The sequence below is a fragment of the Belliella marina genome (assembly GCF_042682445.1).
GTDB classification, from domain to species: domain Bacteria; phylum Bacteroidota; class Bacteroidia; order Cytophagales; family Cyclobacteriaceae; genus Belliella; species Belliella marina.
This window is the reverse complement of the sequence record NZ_JBHUHR010000046.1, coordinates 182,651-199,827: the sequence shown is the minus strand read 5'-3', so window position 1 is coordinate 199,827 and position 17,177 is coordinate 182,651. Positions and strand designations below refer to the sequence as shown.

Below are 17,177 nucleotides of genomic sequence, written 5' to 3'. Positions count from 1 at the left end.
ATTATTGCTTCTGAATTTCTTGTTTAACATAGTGAACAATTTTCCAAATCCTTTCTTGCGGGATTTGCGAACCGTGAGCGCCCATTCTTCCTTTACCTTTCATGATAACGTGGAAAATATGGCCTTCCGGCAAGTTGATGTATGCACCACCTTTGAGATTGGCTACACCACCAATAACTTCTCCTGCTTTGCCATCACCTTCACCATTGATACCATGGCAAGCAGAGCAATACTGTAAAAACAACTGATGCCCCTCAGCCAAAACCTGATCTGTCAACTCTACAGGGTTTTGCTTCTCAGCAGCCTTTTCCAATTCAAAAGCCAAAAGTCTATATGGCAACATACCATCTTTAGTTCTAGGTACTGTATTGGCAACAGGCTCTCTCATATTCATTCTATGAGGATTGTTGATATTGGAATTGAAGAATTCACCCTTTTCATCTTCCCTGGTAGACAACCACTGGCCTTCATCTTCATTGATAATCTGGGACAGACCTTCGTAAGGAATTGAATTGTACATTTGCGGAGCATATTCATATCCTGGATGATCACCAGAAGCACCACAGGAAGCAAGCCCTAGGGCGATTCCGGCAGTAGCGATAACATATATGGATTTTGTAAATTTCATATTGTCTGAGTTACTATTCAAAACTTTTATTATTCACCTCCGAAGCACCTGAAGATTTCAATACTTCAGCAATCTTTTCCTCCCCAAGTCCCGCATTGGTTGCAAGGTCTATCGCTACTACATGCTTATCATCAGTAATCCTCAAATCGAAAATTCTTGGCTGTGCCCAAGGCTTCAGATTGGATGAGATCATGAATACACCAACCATCCCAAATGCTGCCAACAACACAGTCAATTCAAATGTTACAGGAATAAAATCCGGAAAAGCAGCGTGGTCTTTACCACCAATGATCATCGGCCAATCAAACTTCATCATGTAAAACTGCATTGTCAATGCAAGGCAAGTCCCCAACAATCCAAAAAGGAATGCAGCTATAGGCAGCTTGCTTCTCTTGTATCCCAAAACATCATCAATCCCATGGACAGGGAAAGGTGAATAAACTTCATGGATTTTCACTCCACTTCCCCTTACTTTGGATATAGCGTCTAACAATACATCCTCATCTTCAAATACACCGAGGACAAAATTCTTATCTCTTTCCATGATTAATTATTTACGTTTTTCTGAAGAAGATTTAACGATAGATTTTACCTCTGCCATGTTGATTACCGGGAAGAATTTTGCGAATAACAAGAAGAGTGTAAAGAACAATCCAAATGTGAATAGGTAAACCCCTACATCGGAAAGCGTTGGATAGAACATCACCCATGATGATGGCAAGAAGTCCCTGTGAAGTGAAGTAACAATAATCACAAATCTCTCAAACCACATCCCAATATTAACTACAATAGACAATGCAAATGTAGCTATGATGGAGGTTCTGATCTTTTTGATCCAGAATAATTGAGGGGAAATCACGTTACAAGTCATCATAGACCAATAAGCCCACCAATACGGTCCAAACATCCTATTGATAAAGGCATATTGCTCTGCTGCAACGCCTGAGTACCATGCAATGAAAAACTCAGTGATATAGGCTATACCCACAATAGATCCAGTGATGATGATTACAATATTCATCAATTCAATGTGTCCTATTGTAATATAATCTTCCAGTTTGAAAACTTTTCTTGTGATGATCATCAAGGTCAATACCATTGCAAATCCTGAGAAAATCGCACCAGCCACGAAGTATGGAGGGAAGATAGTCGTATGCCATCCAGGGATAACCGAGGTTGCAAAGTCAAAAGATACAATTGTGTGAACTGACAATACCAAAGGAGTAGCCAAACCAGCCAAGATTAAGGCAACAGATTCATATCTGCTCCAAGTTTTGGCAGCTCCATCCCATCCAAAAGAAAGTGCTCCGTAAATGGTCTTCCTCAATCCTGTTGCCCTATCTCTAATAGTAGCAAAATCAGGAATCAAACCAATATACCAGAACACCAAGGATACTGAGAAATATGTAGAGATTGCAAAAACGTCCCAAAGAAGTGGAGAGTTGAAGTTCACCCAAAGTGATCCAAATGTATTGGGCAATGGAAGTGCCCAATATGCTCCCAGCCAAGGACGTCCCATGTGAATCACCGGGAACATCGCTGCACAGATAACTGCAAAAATCGTCATCGCTTCAGCAGCTCTGTTGATCGCCATTCTCCATTTCTGTCTGAACAACAACAAAACGGCTGAGATCAAAGTACCGGCGTGACCGATACCAACCCACCAAACGAAGTTGGTGATATCCCAAGCCCAGCCGACAGTCTTATTAAGTCCCCACATACCAATACCTTCCCATAGGGTAGCTACCAGCGCAAGACTTCCTAACAATAGGGTACCCACTGCTACCAAGAGGCCAAGAATCCAACCCAAAGTTGGTTTTCCCTCTACCTGTCTCGATACGTCGTGTGTGACATCTTTTAAGGTTTTACCGCCTGTAATCAACGGTTCGCGTACGGATGAAGTAACCTGCATATCTTATAAAATTATTTATTACGCTTCTGATTTATCCTTATTTCTGATTTTGGTAAAGTACCACACGTTAGGGTTCACATTGACCTCTTCCAACACATGGTATGCTCTTTCTTCATTTACCTCTTTGGTTGCAGAAAGTGTTTCTTCCTGAATCTTAAGGGTAGCATAAATTTTACTGCTTGTATCATTCATATCACCAAACACGATTGCGTCTGTTGGACATGCTGTAGCACAAGCCGTTGTGATCTCACCATCCTGTACTTTTCTTGCCTCTCTTTTGGCAGTAAGTTTTCCAGCCTGGATTCTTTGAACACACATAGAGCACTTTTCGATGACACCTCTGGATCTTACAGTCACATCAGGATTCAAGACCATTTTGCCCATATCGTCATTCTGTGCAACGTTTACGGTAGAGAAGTCTTTGTTATCGTGATATTTGAACCAGTTGAATCTTCTTACTTTATACGGACAGTTGTTGGCACAATATCTCGTACCGATACATCTGTTGTAAGTCATTTGGTTGAGACCTTCAGAAGAGTGTGTCGTAGCAGCTACCGGACATACAGTCTCACAAGGAGCGTTGTTACAGTGCTGACACATCATCGGCTGGAATACCACTTCAGGATTCTCAGATGCGATTTCCAAACCATCATTGTCACCAACTTCGGCATCAGAGCTATAGTATCTATCGATTCTGATCCATGCCATTTCCCTTCTGTTCAACACCTCTTGCTTTCCTACCACTGCCACGTTGTTTTCAACCTGGCAAGCAACAGTACAAGCGCCACAACCGATACATGAATTCATATCGATGGCAAGCCCCCAATGGTGTTGGCTATATTGATGTCCTTTCCACAAGGAAATTTTGGAAGGTTTTATAAACTCACCTTCTTTGTAGATTTTTGGCTGATATCTTCCAGCGAAAGCATCCTCTTTGTATTCAGGAAGTATAGACTCCTGCACGACAAAGTTTCTGCCCATATACGTCTGGTGCGTCTGTGTTTGTGCTATTTTATATTTGTCAGAAGTCAACTCAATGCTAACTCCCTCAGTGATATCGAAATTCACAAATCCTTTGGAACTGTCAAGAAGTTCGTAAGCATTCACTCCGACTCCATTGGCAACTCTACCTGCATTTGTTCTACCATATCCCAAAGCCAAACCAACTGTTCCAATCGCCTGTCCTGGCTGAACCAATACTGGTACGATGATGGATTTATCACCTATAGTCAATTTGGCTTTTTTGGTAGCTCCTTCGAACATCTTCAAGCCATTTTCGTTTGCCCATTTCTGGGAAACTGTCAGGTAGTTGTCCCAAGTCGCTTTGGATATTGGGTCAGACATTTCCTGCAACCAAGGGTTGTTGGCGAAAGTACCATTACCTATACCGATCTTGGAATATACTACCAATTCGGTAGCAGCATTATCAGCTTTGTATGTTTTTGCGATTGCAGCAGCAGCGCTAGAAGCATCTGCCAATCCTGAAATAGAAGTAGACTCTGATACTTCAGAAGAATACACACCATTGAAAAGTGACTGATCCCAGAACTGCTGGAAGTCGGACAATTCAGATTGGGATGCAAAAAGTGTTGATTTCCAATTTTCCTGCAAGAAATCATAATAATTCGTCTCAACACCAGCCCACACCAAGAATGACTCTTGTGCCTGTCTCGTATCAAACAACGGGGAAATCGTCGGTTGTGACAATGAATATTCACCTTTCCTTGGGTTGAAATCATTCCAAGACTCCAAGAAATGATGGTCTGGAGCTACCAATTGTACAGCAGAAGCTGTCTCATCCATGGTGATATTCGTAGCTACAGAAACTTTAGCCTTTGCGATACCGGCAGCCAACTCGGCGCCTTTTGCAAAATCATATACCGGATTACAGTTGTAGAATACTACTCCCCCTACTCTACCCGCATTCAAATCAGCAACAAACTGATTCATTTTGGTATCATCCCCTTTTCTAAAGTATGATGGCGTAGAGAAATCAACAGTTACACCATTGTTTCCAAGCAAGTCGTTGATTGCGTTGATTACAATCTGTACGTTTGGATCATTTGATCCAGATACGACGATTGAAGCTCCTCTATTCGCCCAAAGTTCGTTTGCTGCCTTGTCTAAATGGGTAACTTCAACAGCTGCTGCATTATAAGAAGCCGCACCTGCTTTTTTAGCCAGGGCATTGTATAATGATAAAACAGCCAATCCACTAACAGAAGCTTTGATTGGTGTTCTGTAATCGGCATTGGATCCAGTCAAAGAAAGGTTTGACTCAAATTGGAAATGTCTGGACATTTCCGGCTTTTCCTTGGATATTTTCCTTCCTTTTGCATATTGCTTGGCAAATTCAATCGGGGAAATCCAAGTACCCAAGAAATCGGCACCAAAACTTACAATGACCTTAGCTCTGTCAAATCTATATGTTGGCAAAACGGCTGCACCATAAGAAGTATCAGCTGCCTTTGTAATTCCATAACTGGATATAGGATCGTAAGTGATCACCTCTGCACCGCCGAAGGCTTCTGCAAATTGTGATAAGGCTTTTTCTGTCGAAGGTGAAAGAATTGTATTTGTCACAATTTTCACAGAACCGGCAGTAGCCAACTTCGATTTGATTTGGGAATCGATTGTAGCCCAATCTGATTTTTCACCATTGACATGGGGAGCCGTCAGTCTATGCTTATCATATAAAGAAAGGACAGATGCCTCCACAATGGCACTTACACCTTTTCCGTTGATAGGGGAAAGTTCGTTGCCATCGATTTTGATAGGACGACCTTCTCTTGTTTTCACCACTATAGATGCATAATCACCGCCGGAAGCAAATGTAGAAGCATAATAGTTGGGGATGGAAGGGTTGATATCAACAGGTTTGTTGACATAAGGAATGGCTTTTCTGACAGGTGCCTCACATGCAGCCAAAGAAGCTGCAGCCAAACTGAATCCCATTAATTTCAAGAAATCTCTCCTAGAAGGACCTCCATCTTCACCATTGCTTGATGGTAAGTGTTCAGGGAATTCTCTGTCAGCGTTCTTAACAAACTCTGGATCGTTTGTCAATTGCTCTAATCCTTTCCAGTATGTTTTGTTATTTTCTTTCATTGTATATTCAAGAAAAGTATGTTCTGATTTGATTTAAATTAATAGTGACATTTTGCACACTCTAGACCGCCGATATCCTTCACTTTAAGTGAATTCTTGCTGTCTGAATGTAACTGCACCAATTTATCATAGTATTCGTTGCCGGCAGCATTGATATCCGTCTGTCTGTGACAATCAATACACCAACCCATAGTCAATGAACTGTGCTGATAGACAACCTCCATTTCCTCTATCGGACCGTGGCATGTCTGACATTCGATACCACCTACTGCCACGTGTTGTGAGTGGTTGAAATACGCCAAATCAGGAAGGTTATGGATTCTCACCCATTCTATCGGCTGGTTGTTATCGACAGCATTGTATATTTTTTGGATTTCTGAAGAAACTCCATCTTTACCTTCCACATTCTGGATATGTGTATGACAATTCATACAGATATTGGCAGAAGGGATATTGGCAGACTTACCAATCTCCACACCGGTATGGCAATACTGGCATTGGATTTCATACTGTCCTGCATGAAGCTGATGCGAGAAAGCAATCGGCTGCTTTGGCTGGTAACCTTGCTGTACCCCTACAGAGTAAAGGCCATCAATAGCCGTTTTGGCTACAAGGGCTATCACCAAGGCAGTAATGATGATGACAAAAGCATCACTTCTTAAAACTTTCTTGACATCAAATTTTTGGTTGATGAATTCTTTATCATCCTCTTCTAGGTTCTGATTGTTGAGGTATTTTGTCAATACCGAGATAATCAAACCTAAGACAACCAAAATCAATAGTAAAACCACTACCAATACAGCAAGGATAATGGTCAAGTATTCACTTGGCACACCTGAACCACCTGTACCTTCCCCTGCGGCACCTTCTCCACTACCTTCCACAACTGCAGGTGCAGTATCTCCATACTCTATATAAGAAAGAAGATTTTCAAGGTCTGTATCACTCAAAAACTCATGTTGTGGCATGGCCACGTTTCCAAATTCCTTGAAAATTGCATTCGCTTGTGGATCTCCGGAAGCAATTAGAGCCGGGGAGTTTTTGATGAAGCTTTTTGTCCACTCGATGGATCTACGGTCTGTAACACCTCTCAAGGCTGGACCAGTAAACTTTTGGTCTAGCTTATGACAAGTTTTACAGTTTGCGTTAAATACAGATTTACCAGCTGCAATAGCTTCTTCACTGTCAGAAACATCGGGATTAGCACCAAAGGCTTGCGCTCCCAACATCAGGAAGAACACCATAGCCAAAGTGCTTAATCTTAAGGGAACACCTAATAATGAGCGTTTGATCGACATATTTATTACTTATTAAACAGTTTAATTCACGGTTTTTAAATAAACAGTGCAAATGTACTACCCCAATTCTACATTTCAAACTTGACATCAACCCATTGCCTAATCTCGAAAACACACCAACATATATTGTAACCAACTGTTTTACTTAATGTTACAAAGATAAAACTGACAGATAAAACAATTTAGAATCTTTATAAATAAAACTTAATATTGGCGAAAATAGTACTAGGAATATAGCTACAAAAAACAAGTGCTATTTCTAAATAAAATTCAGCTAGGATTTTGGATAAATTAAGAATATCTCTACATTTGCATTCCGTTTCAATAGGGTCGGGTGGCCGAGTGGCTAGGCAGAGGTCTGCAAAACCTTGTACAGCGGTTCGAATCCGCTCTCGACCTCCATATAATGTAAGCATCTCCCAAAAGGAGATGCTTTATTTTTTCCATTTTTTTCGCATTTACAATCTAGCTTAGCATACAAGAATTTAGATCTTCTTGGGAATTGACAGATACTTTCCCTATATTTTAGAATCCACCAAAGTATCCTAACCATGAAGTCAATAGCTTTTGAAGTTAATGGAGAAAAGAAAACGGTCGAAGTCGATCCCGGTGAGCCTCTCTTGTACATATTGAGAGATGAGTTCCAACTGTCCGGCGCTAAATTTGGCTGCGGATTACAGCAATGTGGTTCCTGTATGGTATTGGTAGACGGAGAAAACCTTCCAACCTGCTTAAGCCCCTGCGAAAGCTTCGAGGGCAAAAGCATAGAAACCATTGAAGGACTGAAGAGTGGCAACAAACTAAATGCTGTACAGCAAGCTTTTGTAGCAATGCAGGCTGCACAATGTGGCTATTGCCTGAATGGCATGGTAATCACAGCCACATCTTTATTGCGAAAGAATAAAAACCCCACAGAAATTGAGATAAAAGAGGCGCTGGATCAAGTGATCTGCCGTTGTGGAACACATTCCAGATTCATCAAAGCAGTAAAAATAGCCTCTGAATCAAAGTAGTTCAACATGGAAAAATTCAAACTCCCCAATACCGATAGGAGATCATTCCTGAAAACTACAGGTCAATTGCTGATTGGATTCAACTTGTTCCCATTGGCATTTTGCAAGCCCAATGACCCCGAAGCAATCGACTCAATCTATTTTGCAATTCCTGAAAGGCCGCATATGGGCAAAGATATCATGGATTCATGGATTCGGCTGGATGCAGATGGCTTTGTAACTGTCCTTACAGGCAAGCAAGAACTTGGGCAAGGAATCAGAACGGCATTGATGCAGATTGCAGCTGAGGAGCTAAATGTCCCTTTCGAGATATGCCACATAATCAATGGGGACACGGGACAGACCCCAAATGAAGGCTATACTGCTGGAAGCAATTCTGTAGAAGGAAGCGGAAGTGCCATACGCCAAGCAGCGGCAGAAGCAAAGTATTTCCTACTTCGCAAAGCATCAGAAAAACTTAACGTGTCAATAGAACAGTTAAAGGTCAAAAAGGGTATTATCCATGGCCCAAATGATGAAAAAATATCCTACTGGGAAATTCTGGAAGGTCAATTTTTGGAAGGGAAAATCACAGGAGATGCACCAACCAAATCCCCTAAATCCCACGAAATCGTAGGCAAATCACCTCAAAGAGCTGATATATTGGAAATGGTATTGGGCAAACCACATTTTGTACATGACCTTAGATTCAATAGAATGCTTCATGCCAGGGTGGTCCACCCACCTACCTATGGTGCTAAGCTTCGATCTTTTGATTCTGATACTATCTCCCAATTGACAGGGGTGGAAAAAGTAATCGTAGATGGCAGCTTTATCGCAATAGTGGCAATAAGGGAATACCAAGCTGTAAAAGCATGGAAAAAAGCCCAAGAGTCCGCTGAATGGAACAGCCCAAAAATAAAAATCAGTCCTGAAAAGATTTTTGCTGATATGGAGCGGAATTCTGATTCTCCACAAGAAATTGAAAAGCATCCAAATATCAAATCTGCAATAGATAAAGCTACAAAATCACTCAAATCAACATATCGGAAGCCATATACTATGCATGGCTCAACAGGTCCAGGGTGCGCAGTTGCGAAATGGGATGAGCAAAACATAACCGTATGGTCCCCGACCCAGGGTGTTTACCCATTGCAAAATACCTTATCAAATCTTTTTGGCATTGAAAAAGAAAAAATCAGATGCATTGGAATGCCTGGCTCTGGATGCTATGGCCACAATAGTGCCGATGACGTATCCGCTGAAGCTGCATTGATTGCCAAACATCTACCGGGAAGACATATTAGACTTCAATGGATGCGGGAAAATGAACATCAATGGGAACCTTATGGCAGTGCGATGCAAATCTCATTGGAAGCTGGGCTGAATGAAAAGGGGAAAATCACTTCATGGCAAACAAAAATTTGGTCAGATACACATAGCACACGTCCCAATGGAAAAGCAGGGCATTATGTTTCGGCAAGACACTTGGAAAACCCTTTTGAATTTCAAAAAGGGGGATTTTCTGGTGGCTCCTACAGAAATGCCTCTCCTCTCTACAAAATTCCTGAAAGAGAACTTTTGCTATATAATTATGATGGTCCACTTCGAACTTCTGCTTTGAGAGGATTGGGGGCTTATGGGAATATCTTTGCCCTGGAATCTTTTATAGATGAATTGGCAGCTCTTGCTGAGATGGATCCTTTTGAATTTAGGATCAATAATCTTGACAATCCAAGAGCAATAGAGGTGATTCAAACCTTGAAAAACAAGTGTAATTGGGACAATAGGGATCAAAGTGAAAAAGTGGGCTATGGGCTGGCATTTGCCCAATATAAAAACTCAGCGTCTTATTTTGCAGTACTTGCGGAAATCCACAAGAGTCCGAAAGAAGGTAAATTCAGATTGCAAAAACTCACTGGAGTCATCGATGCAGGCCAATGTATCAATCCTGATGGATTGAAAAACCAGACGGAAGGTGGCATGATTCAATCTGCCAGTTGGACTATATTGGAAGCGGTACAATACGATGAAAATGGTATTACTAGCAAAGACTGGTACTCCTACCCTATCATGCGGACAAAAGATGTACCCGAAATAGAAGTGCATATCATCAACAGACCTGAAGAAAAACCACTTGGTGCAGGTGAAGCAGCACAAGGCCCAGTTGCTGCTGCGATCGTCAATGCCGTGTCTTCACTATTGAAAAAAAGGGTATATGAGCTGCCTATGAAGGAGTATTTTGGGGTTTAACTGGGATGAAACTTATACCCGAGCGCTCTTTACTCTTTCAATCTCAAATTGTATTCTATTGCTCCTACGTTTTTTTCGCTCCAAATTTTCAATTCTTTGCCATTGAATTCAAAATTGTGAGTTCCACTCAATACATAAGAAGGACCATACAAAGCTGGTATTGGAAAAAATAAAGTGTCAATAAAACTGATTGAGCTTCCAAAAACCTCAAGCTTACCAGCCCCATATCCAAAAGGTAGACTCGTGGTGGTTTCATAAAATCCATTTGCTATTTTCAAGGTTACCTCTTCAAAAAGATTCTCGTCAGAGCCTTTAGTTCGAAAAGCACCTTCAAAGTCCAACTCCTGATTTACATCCAAATCCATCTTTACATTATCTTCAGCACAGGCAAAGACAAAAAGTACCATAATCAATATTACTACAATATTTTTCATAACTCAAAATTTATAAGCAACCCCGAGTTGAACTCCCAATTCTGTCAGGTTTTCAATTGATGAATCAAATGAAATTGCAGCATGTCGTTTAAGGTGGGGATTTAGATATATTCCAACATTATTGAAATACTGTTGCGCTCCAATACCAATGAGATAACCAATACCCGACTGGTTAATTGTAGATTTTTCTGACCTTTGAATATCTAGCAAAGGACCACCATTTACATATAGAAAGGAGGATATTGAATATTTCACAATCACTGGAAAACTCAACATTTCAAACTTATATCTAGTAACGTTGATCTCAGGTCCAGGACCAGAACGGACAATAACATTTGCCGCTGCAATATTTACTCCTGTTTCCACCGCCCACTTTCCATTTAGCTCTTTTCCAAATAAGAGCCCAAACTCCCTAAACTTTTCTACATCATAACTTGGTCCTCCTATATAATCACTTCCTGTCATTAAGGCTGCACTCGAACTCCCAAAATATGCTTTACCAAAAAACGAATTTTGGGCATGGGTAGATTCTATCACAAGAAAACCAACAAGGATTGTCAAGAACAATTTCCTACAAAATGAAATATTATACATCTGAATTCAGTATATGTTTTGAAAATGGGTTGAAATTAAATTGGCACTTGATATTCTTTCAGTCTAACTCGTATTTTCGGAAGACATGTGTACATCCCTCTATGCAAGTTGTTGTCAATTCAGAAAGCACTAGGTTTACACCTTCCCATGACAACAGATACTCCTTCCCTTCCTCTTCTGAATCACAACCAAAATCAACGATCAAGATATTGTCCTCTATTCTATAACTAGCGTGTTCACAATCAAAATACCCCAAAGACTCTAAGCTACCATCCTCTAAAAATGACACTACAACACCTTCATTTTCGACACGTCCTCTAGATGATTGCGAACTTCCTGTGCTAAAAGTATATTCATAAAACTGCCAACTACCTATTATCTCCTCACTTTTCGAAAATGGCCTGTTCAGATTTTCGGAATCAACAGCACAGGAAAACAAGAGAAAAGACAATACAAAAATTGAGTAAATTCGGTTCATGATTGATTTGATTTTGGCGAAATGAAACTAACTAATTCCCTACCGTATAAAACTATCTTCCCCTAAGACGTAAAAATCATCCAAAACGCTACAAAATAAAAAAAGTGGCCACCTCTCGGCAGCCACTTTTCCTTTATTTATCAATAAGACTTATCCCATATTTAGCATCTCGCTTCCTACGTTCTTGAGTCTTATATCTAGCGTCTTATTTCTTTCCGCCTTCCATTTTCTCTTTCAATTCTGCCAAAGCATCCAAATCACCTAAGGTAGATTTTTCGGCAGGAGCAGTTGATGATGAAGGAGCATCTTCTTTCTTCTTCGCTTTCTTAGGAGCAGCAGCAGTTTTTGCTTCTTCTCTGAATGTAGCAGTGTGGGAAAGAACGATTCTCTTATCGTCTTTAGAGAATTCAGTTACTTTGAAGTCCAATGCTTCACCTACCTCTACAGAAGAACCGTCTGCTTTTTCCAAGTTCTTGGAAGTAGCAAATCCTTCCAATCCGTAAGGAAGTTCTAGAACAGCACCTTTATCGTTTTTGGAAACTACAGTACACTTGTGGTCAGATCCAACTGGGAATACGCTTTCGAAAGTATCCCATGGGTTTTCTTCCAATTGCTTATGGCCCAATGCCAATCTTCTGTTGTCCACGTCAAGTTCCAAAACAGCAACGTCTAATTCGTCACCTACTTTTACAAACTCAGATGGATGCTTGATTTTCTTAGTCCAAGAAAGGTCAGATACGTGAACCAAACCATCGATACCTTCTTCCAATTCAAGGAACAAGCCGAAGTTAGTCAAGTTTCTTACCACACCTTTGTGCTTGGTACCTACTGCATATTTCGCAGCCATATCACCTTTAGTCCATGGATCTTCAGTCAATTGCTTGATGCCCAAAGACATTTTTCTATCATCCTTGTCCAAAGTCAATACAACAGCTTGGATTTCGTCACCAACTTTCACGAAGTCAGCTGGATTTCTCAAGTGCTGTGACCAGCTCATTTCAGAAACGTGGATCAAACCTTCAACTCCAGGAGCAAGTTCCAAGAATGCACCGTAGTCAGCTACGTTTACAATCTTACCTTGTACTTTGGAACCGATCTCAAGTTCAGCAGAAAGTGCATCCCAAGGGTGGGCAGTAAGCTGCTTCATACCCAAAGAAATCCTCTTCTTGTCATCATCAAAATCAAGAACCACAATCTGAACTTTATCGTCCAAATTAAGTACTTCTTCTGGATGGTTGATTCTACCCCAAGAGATATCAGTAATGTGAAGCAAACCATCAACACCACCCAAATCGATGAATACACCGAAGTTTGTCATGTTTTTGATTACACCTTCCAGTACTTGACCTTTCTCAAGGTTGTTCAAGATCTCAGCTTTTTGTTTTTCAAGATCTTTCTCGATCAACACTTTGTGGGATACTACTACGTTATCGTTAGTGTGGTTGATTTTCACCACTTTCACTTCCATTTTCTTACCTACATAGATATCGAAATCCCTGATAGGCTTCACGTCGATTTGAGAACCTGGCAAGAATGCTTCTACACCGTAGATATCTACGATCAAACCACCCTTAGTTCTTCTCTTCACAAGACCTTCGATCACATTGTCATGCTCTAGCGCAGCTTCGATGTCGCTCCATGCACGGACCATTCTTGCTTTCTTTCTGGAAAGAACCAACTGACCAAGTGAGTTTTCTTGCTCTTCGATGAACAATTCCACTTCGTCGCCGATCTTAAGATCCGGAAGGTCTCTGAATTCAGTTCTTGGAACCAAACCATCAGATTTGAAACCAATGTTGATGATCACATCTTTGTCATTGATACCTACTACAGTACCTTTGATGACTTCTTTTTCGGTGATCTCGTTCAAAGTTCCAGCGTAAAGAGCTTCCATTTCGGCTCTTTTGTCTTTGGAGTAACCTTCACCAAAACCTTTGGTGTCGAAATCTTCCCAGTTAAAATCTTTTTGATTAGACATATTGTAAAACAATCCTGATTTTCAACAACCCTAGGATCATCGGGTTGAGGTTTTTAGTTTTTGGAAAAGTCCCTGATAATCAATACCCGAAACCCCGTCCGACCGAACGGACTGCAAAGGTACGGAATTTTGAGAAAAAGTAAATATTGTCACCAAAAAGTTTTCCCCAAGAAAAAAGAAACCCCTGAAAACGCTTTCAGGGGTCATTTGCAAGCAAAGAGTTAGTAAATTGATTAAACTTGTACAAAAATAAAGAAATAGATGGATCTATGAAAGTCTTCCAATGGATTTATACAGTATATGCAGCAATCCTGTTTGCTCTCTTCATGCTGATATTCGGCTGGTTTGTGGTCATACCCTATGCGATTTCTGCCAAAGCGGGGAAATTCGCATTTTTCTTTATCCGTATCTGGGTAAAGGGCTGGTCATCTTTGGTAGGAATCAGATATCATGTCCATGGAAAAGAACATATTGATCCCAAGCAACCCTATATCTACATTTTCAACCACCGTTCCTTTATAGATGCGCCTGTGATCCCCATGGCTATCCACCAAGAATTACGTGCAATCGGCAAAAAGGAACTTTCCAAAATCCCGGTTTTCGGCTTTATCACCTCAAGACTGGCTGTATGGGTAGACCGCAAAGATGTCAATTCCCGAAAGGTATCCGTACAAAAACTCCTCGAAATCCTGAATACGGGGATTTCCATTGTGGTCGCACCCGAAGGCACCAGAAATGACAGCGACCAGACTTTACTCCCATTTCAGAAAGGCGCATTCAGAATTGCAGTAGAAACGGGCATTCCCATTTTGCCAATGGCGGTAATCGGTGCTGACAAAATCATGCGGAAAGGATCTATCCTACTCCGTCCTGGAAAAATTGATATATACTTTTCAGCCCCTATTGATCCGATGCCATTTAGGGAATCCAATGATATTGTGTCCTTATCCGAAAAATGCTTCAACAGATTGGAAGCGATGATTTTGACCCATGGATAGATACAACCCTTCAAATTCAAAAAACAAAACCACAAAAAGCACAGAGGATGCACAAAGCACATTGTATTTCCCCTTGTAGGGAGATTTCCTTTGTGCCCCTTGTAAAAACCTCCGTGCCCTTTGTGGTTATTATTTGCGCAAGTTCAATTTACTGATAATTGACCTGCAACTGTTTACCTTGACTTAAAGCTTCTTGATTTCAATATTCCTAAACCAAACTTCATCTCCATGGTCTTGAAGTGCTATTTTTCCAGATTTGAAAGTGCCGAATCCTGGCATATCCTTAAACTTACTTCCCGCAATCAACGCTTCCCACTCAGGTGTCCAAAGGGTAGTTTCTACGACCTTTGTACCATTCAGGTGTAGTTCAAGATTCCCGTCTTTGGATATGATCTCTGCCAAATTCCACTCACCTACAGGCTTGACGGTCTCTTCATTCGATTCGATCAGATCATAAAGATCACCCGTTCTATGGGTAGTGATTTTCCCATCGGCGTGGCCTTCGTTGTCTAGCACTTGCATCTCCATCCCAGTGGACCAAGGGTATGGGTATTTATCTGATTCATTCACATAGAAAATGATCCCACTATTTCCACCCTCGGAAATTTTCCATTCCACTTTTAGATGAAAATCATCAAATTCTTCTTTCGTCACAATATCCCCACCGTCTCCTTCTTTCCATTCGGATTTGTTCGTTGCATCAAGGTAAATGGCGCCATCTTGAATCTTCCAAGCAGCACCTACTTCGCCTCCACCGTATTTTTTCCAGCCATCGAATGACTTCCCATCAAAAAGACGGATCCATTCAGACTCGACTTCAACCACTTCATTTTCAATGGTCACCTCTCTTACCTCTTGCGTCCCACCACAGGCAAAAACCATTGATACAATTGCAGCTACTGAATATTTTAAGGCTATCATATATTTATCGTTTTAAAAGTAAAACATATTTAATCATATCTTCCACATCGGATTTTTCCAACTGCGGATGTGAAGGCATTTGTATCTCACCCCAATTACCGACACTCCCTTTGATTACATGGTCTGTAAGCAAGGCTACATTTTCCGGGGTATTTTCATATTTGGCTGCCACATCAGCGTAAGAAGGGCCTACCACCTTCCGCTCCAACATGTGACAAGCTGTACAGCCTGCTTCTTTTGCTTTTGCAGATCCTTTTATAAAAACAGGATCATCTTTATACTTCTCCTCCAAGCTTATTTTGGTATCCTGTGGAGGAGGTGTTGTTGCTGTCGTTTCAGAAGATTTGTCACTTCCTCCACCACATGCGTACATCAAAGAAGAAAGCGCCAACACGCCAATTGAAAAGGGTTTAATTAGTTTCATTTTTTTGTTTATTGTATGGTTATTGAATTCCTAATATTTTTTTGTTGAACGATTCGTCTGCCCCTGAGCCTGCAAAATCATCAAATGCTTTATCCGTCACTCTTATTATATGGTCAGCAATAAATTGCGCCCCTTCGATCGCCCCCTGTTCAGGGTGCTTGATCGCACATTCCCACTCCAATACCGCCCATCCATCAAAGTCGTATTGGGAAAGTTTGCTAAATATACCACTAAAATCCACCTGGCCATCTCCCAAAGAACGGAATCTTCCTGCCCGGTCAACCCAACCTTGGTAACCTCCATATACTCCCTGCTTTCCTGTAGGGTTGAATTCTGCGTCTTTGACATGGAACATTTTGATCCTTTCATGGTAGAAATCAATGAATTGCAGATAGTCCAAGCACTGCAATACAAAATGGCTTGGATCATAGAGAATATTTGCCCGCTTATGGTTGTTTACCTTTTCCAAAAACATCTCAAAGGTAATCCCATCATGCAAATCTTCCCCAGGGTGCAATTCATAGCAAAGGTCAACCCCATTCTCTTCGAAAGTATCCAATATAGGCAACCATCTTTTGGCAAGTTCGGCAAATCCAGTATCCACCAACCCAGCAGGCCTCTGGGGCCAAGGGTATACTGTATGCCACATCAATGCCCCAGAAAATGTAGCATGGGCTGTCAGCCCCAGGTTTTTGGATGCTTTTGCTGCATATTTCAATTGCTGGGTGGCCCAAGCAGATTTACCTTTTAGATCCCCTGCTAAATTAGCTGGTGCAAAACCATCAAAAAGCTCATTATATGCAGGATGCACCGCGACCAATTGACCTTGGAGATGAGTAGAAAGCTCGGTGATTTCCAAACCTGCTTCATTGACGATCCCTTTGATCTCATCCGCATAGGTTTGGCTTTCGGCGGCTTTTTGCAAATCTATCAGCCTTGGATCCCAAGACGGTATCTGCACGCCATAATATCCAACTGATGCCATCCATTCACAGATACTTTTCAAGTTGTTGAATGGGGCTTGATCACCGGCAAACTGTGCCAAAAATATAGCCGGCCCTTTTATAGTTTTCATAAGTTAATAGGTTTTTAGATTAAATTTAAGATTTTAGATTTTAGTACAAAGCTATTCTGAAGGATTTAGATTCGTACAACTGGC

At 41.1% G+C, this 17,177-nt stretch carries 15 protein-coding genes and 1 tRNA gene; 4 read left to right on the top strand and 12 right to left on the bottom strand.

Annotated elements, in window-relative coordinates:
* Nucleotide 1: 1 nt before the first annotated feature.
* Genes ACFSKL_RS19910 through ACFSKL_RS19890 form a run of 5 tightly spaced genes read right to left on the bottom strand, consistent with a single transcriptional unit; the run spans nucleotide 2 to nucleotide 6,946 of the window.
* Complete coding sequence (locus ACFSKL_RS19910; RefSeq protein ID WP_376888669.1) at nucleotides 2-628, bottom strand: c-type cytochrome; 627 nt, start codon at nucleotides 626-628, stop codon at nucleotides 2-4.
* A gap of 13 nt (nucleotides 629-641) precedes the next feature.
* Nucleotides 642-1,172 (bottom strand): DUF3341 domain-containing protein, encoded by a 531-nt coding sequence (locus ACFSKL_RS19905; protein WP_376888667.1) that lies wholly within the window; start codon nucleotides 1,170-1,172, stop codon nucleotides 642-644.
* A 6-nt stretch (nucleotides 1,173-1,178) separates the two neighbouring features.
* Nucleotides 1,179-2,540 carry an NrfD/PsrC family molybdoenzyme membrane anchor subunit gene (gene nrfD, locus ACFSKL_RS19900; RefSeq protein ID WP_376888665.1) on the bottom strand — a complete coding sequence of 454 codons (1,362 nt, stop codon included), beginning with the start codon at nucleotides 2,538-2,540 and terminating at the stop codon, nucleotides 1,179-1,181.
* Nucleotides 2,541-2,558: 18 nt separating this feature from the next.
* On the bottom strand, nucleotides 2,559-5,648 hold the full coding sequence (locus ACFSKL_RS19895) for a TAT-variant-translocated molybdopterin oxidoreductase (RefSeq protein ID WP_376888663.1): 3,090 nt from the start codon (nucleotides 5,646-5,648) through the stop codon (nucleotides 2,559-2,561).
* Between the two features lie 38 nt (nucleotides 5,649-5,686).
* Nucleotides 5,687-6,946 carry a c-type cytochrome gene (locus tag ACFSKL_RS19890; RefSeq protein WP_376888661.1) on the bottom strand — a complete coding sequence of 420 codons (1,260 nt, stop codon included), beginning with the start codon at nucleotides 6,944-6,946 and terminating at the stop codon, nucleotides 5,687-5,689.
* A 328-nt stretch (nucleotides 6,947-7,274) separates the two neighbouring features.
* On the opposite strand from ACFSKL_RS19890, the gene ACFSKL_RS19885 reads away from it, so the two are divergent.
* The 3 genes from ACFSKL_RS19885 (at nucleotide 7,275) to ACFSKL_RS19875 (ending at nucleotide 10,191) form a co-directional block, all read left to right on the top strand.
* A tRNA-Cys gene (locus ACFSKL_RS19885) sits at nucleotides 7,275-7,348 on the top strand.
* Between the two features lie 149 nt (nucleotides 7,349-7,497).
* Nucleotides 7,498-7,959, top strand: a complete 462-nt coding sequence (locus ACFSKL_RS19880; RefSeq protein ID WP_376888659.1) for a (2Fe-2S)-binding protein — start codon at nucleotides 7,498-7,500, stop codon at nucleotides 7,957-7,959.
* A gap of 6 nt (nucleotides 7,960-7,965) precedes the next feature.
* Complete coding sequence (locus ACFSKL_RS19875) at nucleotides 7,966-10,191, top strand: xanthine dehydrogenase family protein molybdopterin-binding subunit (RefSeq protein WP_376888657.1); 2,226 nt, start codon at nucleotides 7,966-7,968, stop codon at nucleotides 10,189-10,191.
* 29 nt (nucleotides 10,192-10,220) lie between these two features.
* On the opposite strand, the gene ACFSKL_RS19870 is transcribed toward ACFSKL_RS19875, so the two are convergent.
* The 4 genes from ACFSKL_RS19870 to rpsA all read right to left on the bottom strand — a co-directional run bounded on the left by ACFSKL_RS19870 (nucleotide 10,221) and on the right by rpsA (nucleotide 13,675).
* The gene (locus tag ACFSKL_RS19870; RefSeq protein ID WP_376888655.1) at nucleotides 10,221-10,625 is read right to left on the bottom strand and encodes a hypothetical protein; all 405 of its coding nucleotides are present in this window, start codon (nucleotides 10,623-10,625) and stop codon (nucleotides 10,221-10,223) included.
* Between the two features lie 3 nt (nucleotides 10,626-10,628).
* Complete coding sequence (locus ACFSKL_RS19865) at nucleotides 10,629-11,162, bottom strand: outer membrane beta-barrel protein (RefSeq protein WP_376888653.1); 534 nt, start codon at nucleotides 11,160-11,162, stop codon at nucleotides 10,629-10,631.
* 115 nt (nucleotides 11,163-11,277) lie between these two features.
* Nucleotides 11,278-11,697: a hypothetical protein gene (locus ACFSKL_RS19860; protein ID WP_376888651.1), complete on the bottom strand. Its 420-nt coding sequence runs from the start codon at nucleotides 11,695-11,697 to the stop codon at nucleotides 11,278-11,280.
* 205 nt (nucleotides 11,698-11,902) lie between these two features.
* The gene (gene rpsA, locus ACFSKL_RS19855) at nucleotides 11,903-13,675 is read right to left on the bottom strand and encodes a 30S ribosomal protein S1 (protein WP_376888650.1); all 1,773 of its coding nucleotides are present in this window, start codon (nucleotides 13,673-13,675) and stop codon (nucleotides 11,903-11,905) included.
* Between the two features lie 269 nt (nucleotides 13,676-13,944).
* Between rpsA and ACFSKL_RS19850 the strand changes: the two genes are divergently transcribed.
* Nucleotides 13,945-14,673: a lysophospholipid acyltransferase family protein gene (locus ACFSKL_RS19850; RefSeq protein ID WP_376889132.1), complete on the top strand. Its 729-nt coding sequence runs from the start codon at nucleotides 13,945-13,947 to the stop codon at nucleotides 14,671-14,673.
* A gap of 183 nt (nucleotides 14,674-14,856) precedes the next feature.
* Here the strand turns inward: ACFSKL_RS19850 and ACFSKL_RS19845 are convergent, their stop codons facing one another.
* From ACFSKL_RS19845 to ACFSKL_RS19835, 3 genes are read right to left on the bottom strand one after another with little or no spacing between them, the layout of a single operon-like run.
* Entirely contained in the window at nucleotides 14,857-15,594 is a 738-nt protein-coding gene (locus tag ACFSKL_RS19845) for a 3-keto-disaccharide hydrolase (RefSeq protein WP_376888648.1), read from the bottom strand.
* A 4-nt stretch (nucleotides 15,595-15,598) separates the two neighbouring features.
* Entirely contained in the window at nucleotides 15,599-16,018 is a 420-nt protein-coding gene (locus ACFSKL_RS19840; RefSeq protein ID WP_376888646.1) for a c-type cytochrome, read from the bottom strand.
* A gap of 19 nt (nucleotides 16,019-16,037) precedes the next feature.
* Nucleotides 16,038-17,093, bottom strand: a complete 1,056-nt coding sequence (locus tag ACFSKL_RS19835) for a sugar phosphate isomerase/epimerase family protein (RefSeq protein WP_376888644.1) — start codon at nucleotides 17,091-17,093, stop codon at nucleotides 16,038-16,040.
* Nucleotides 17,094-17,177: the final 84 nt, after the last annotated feature.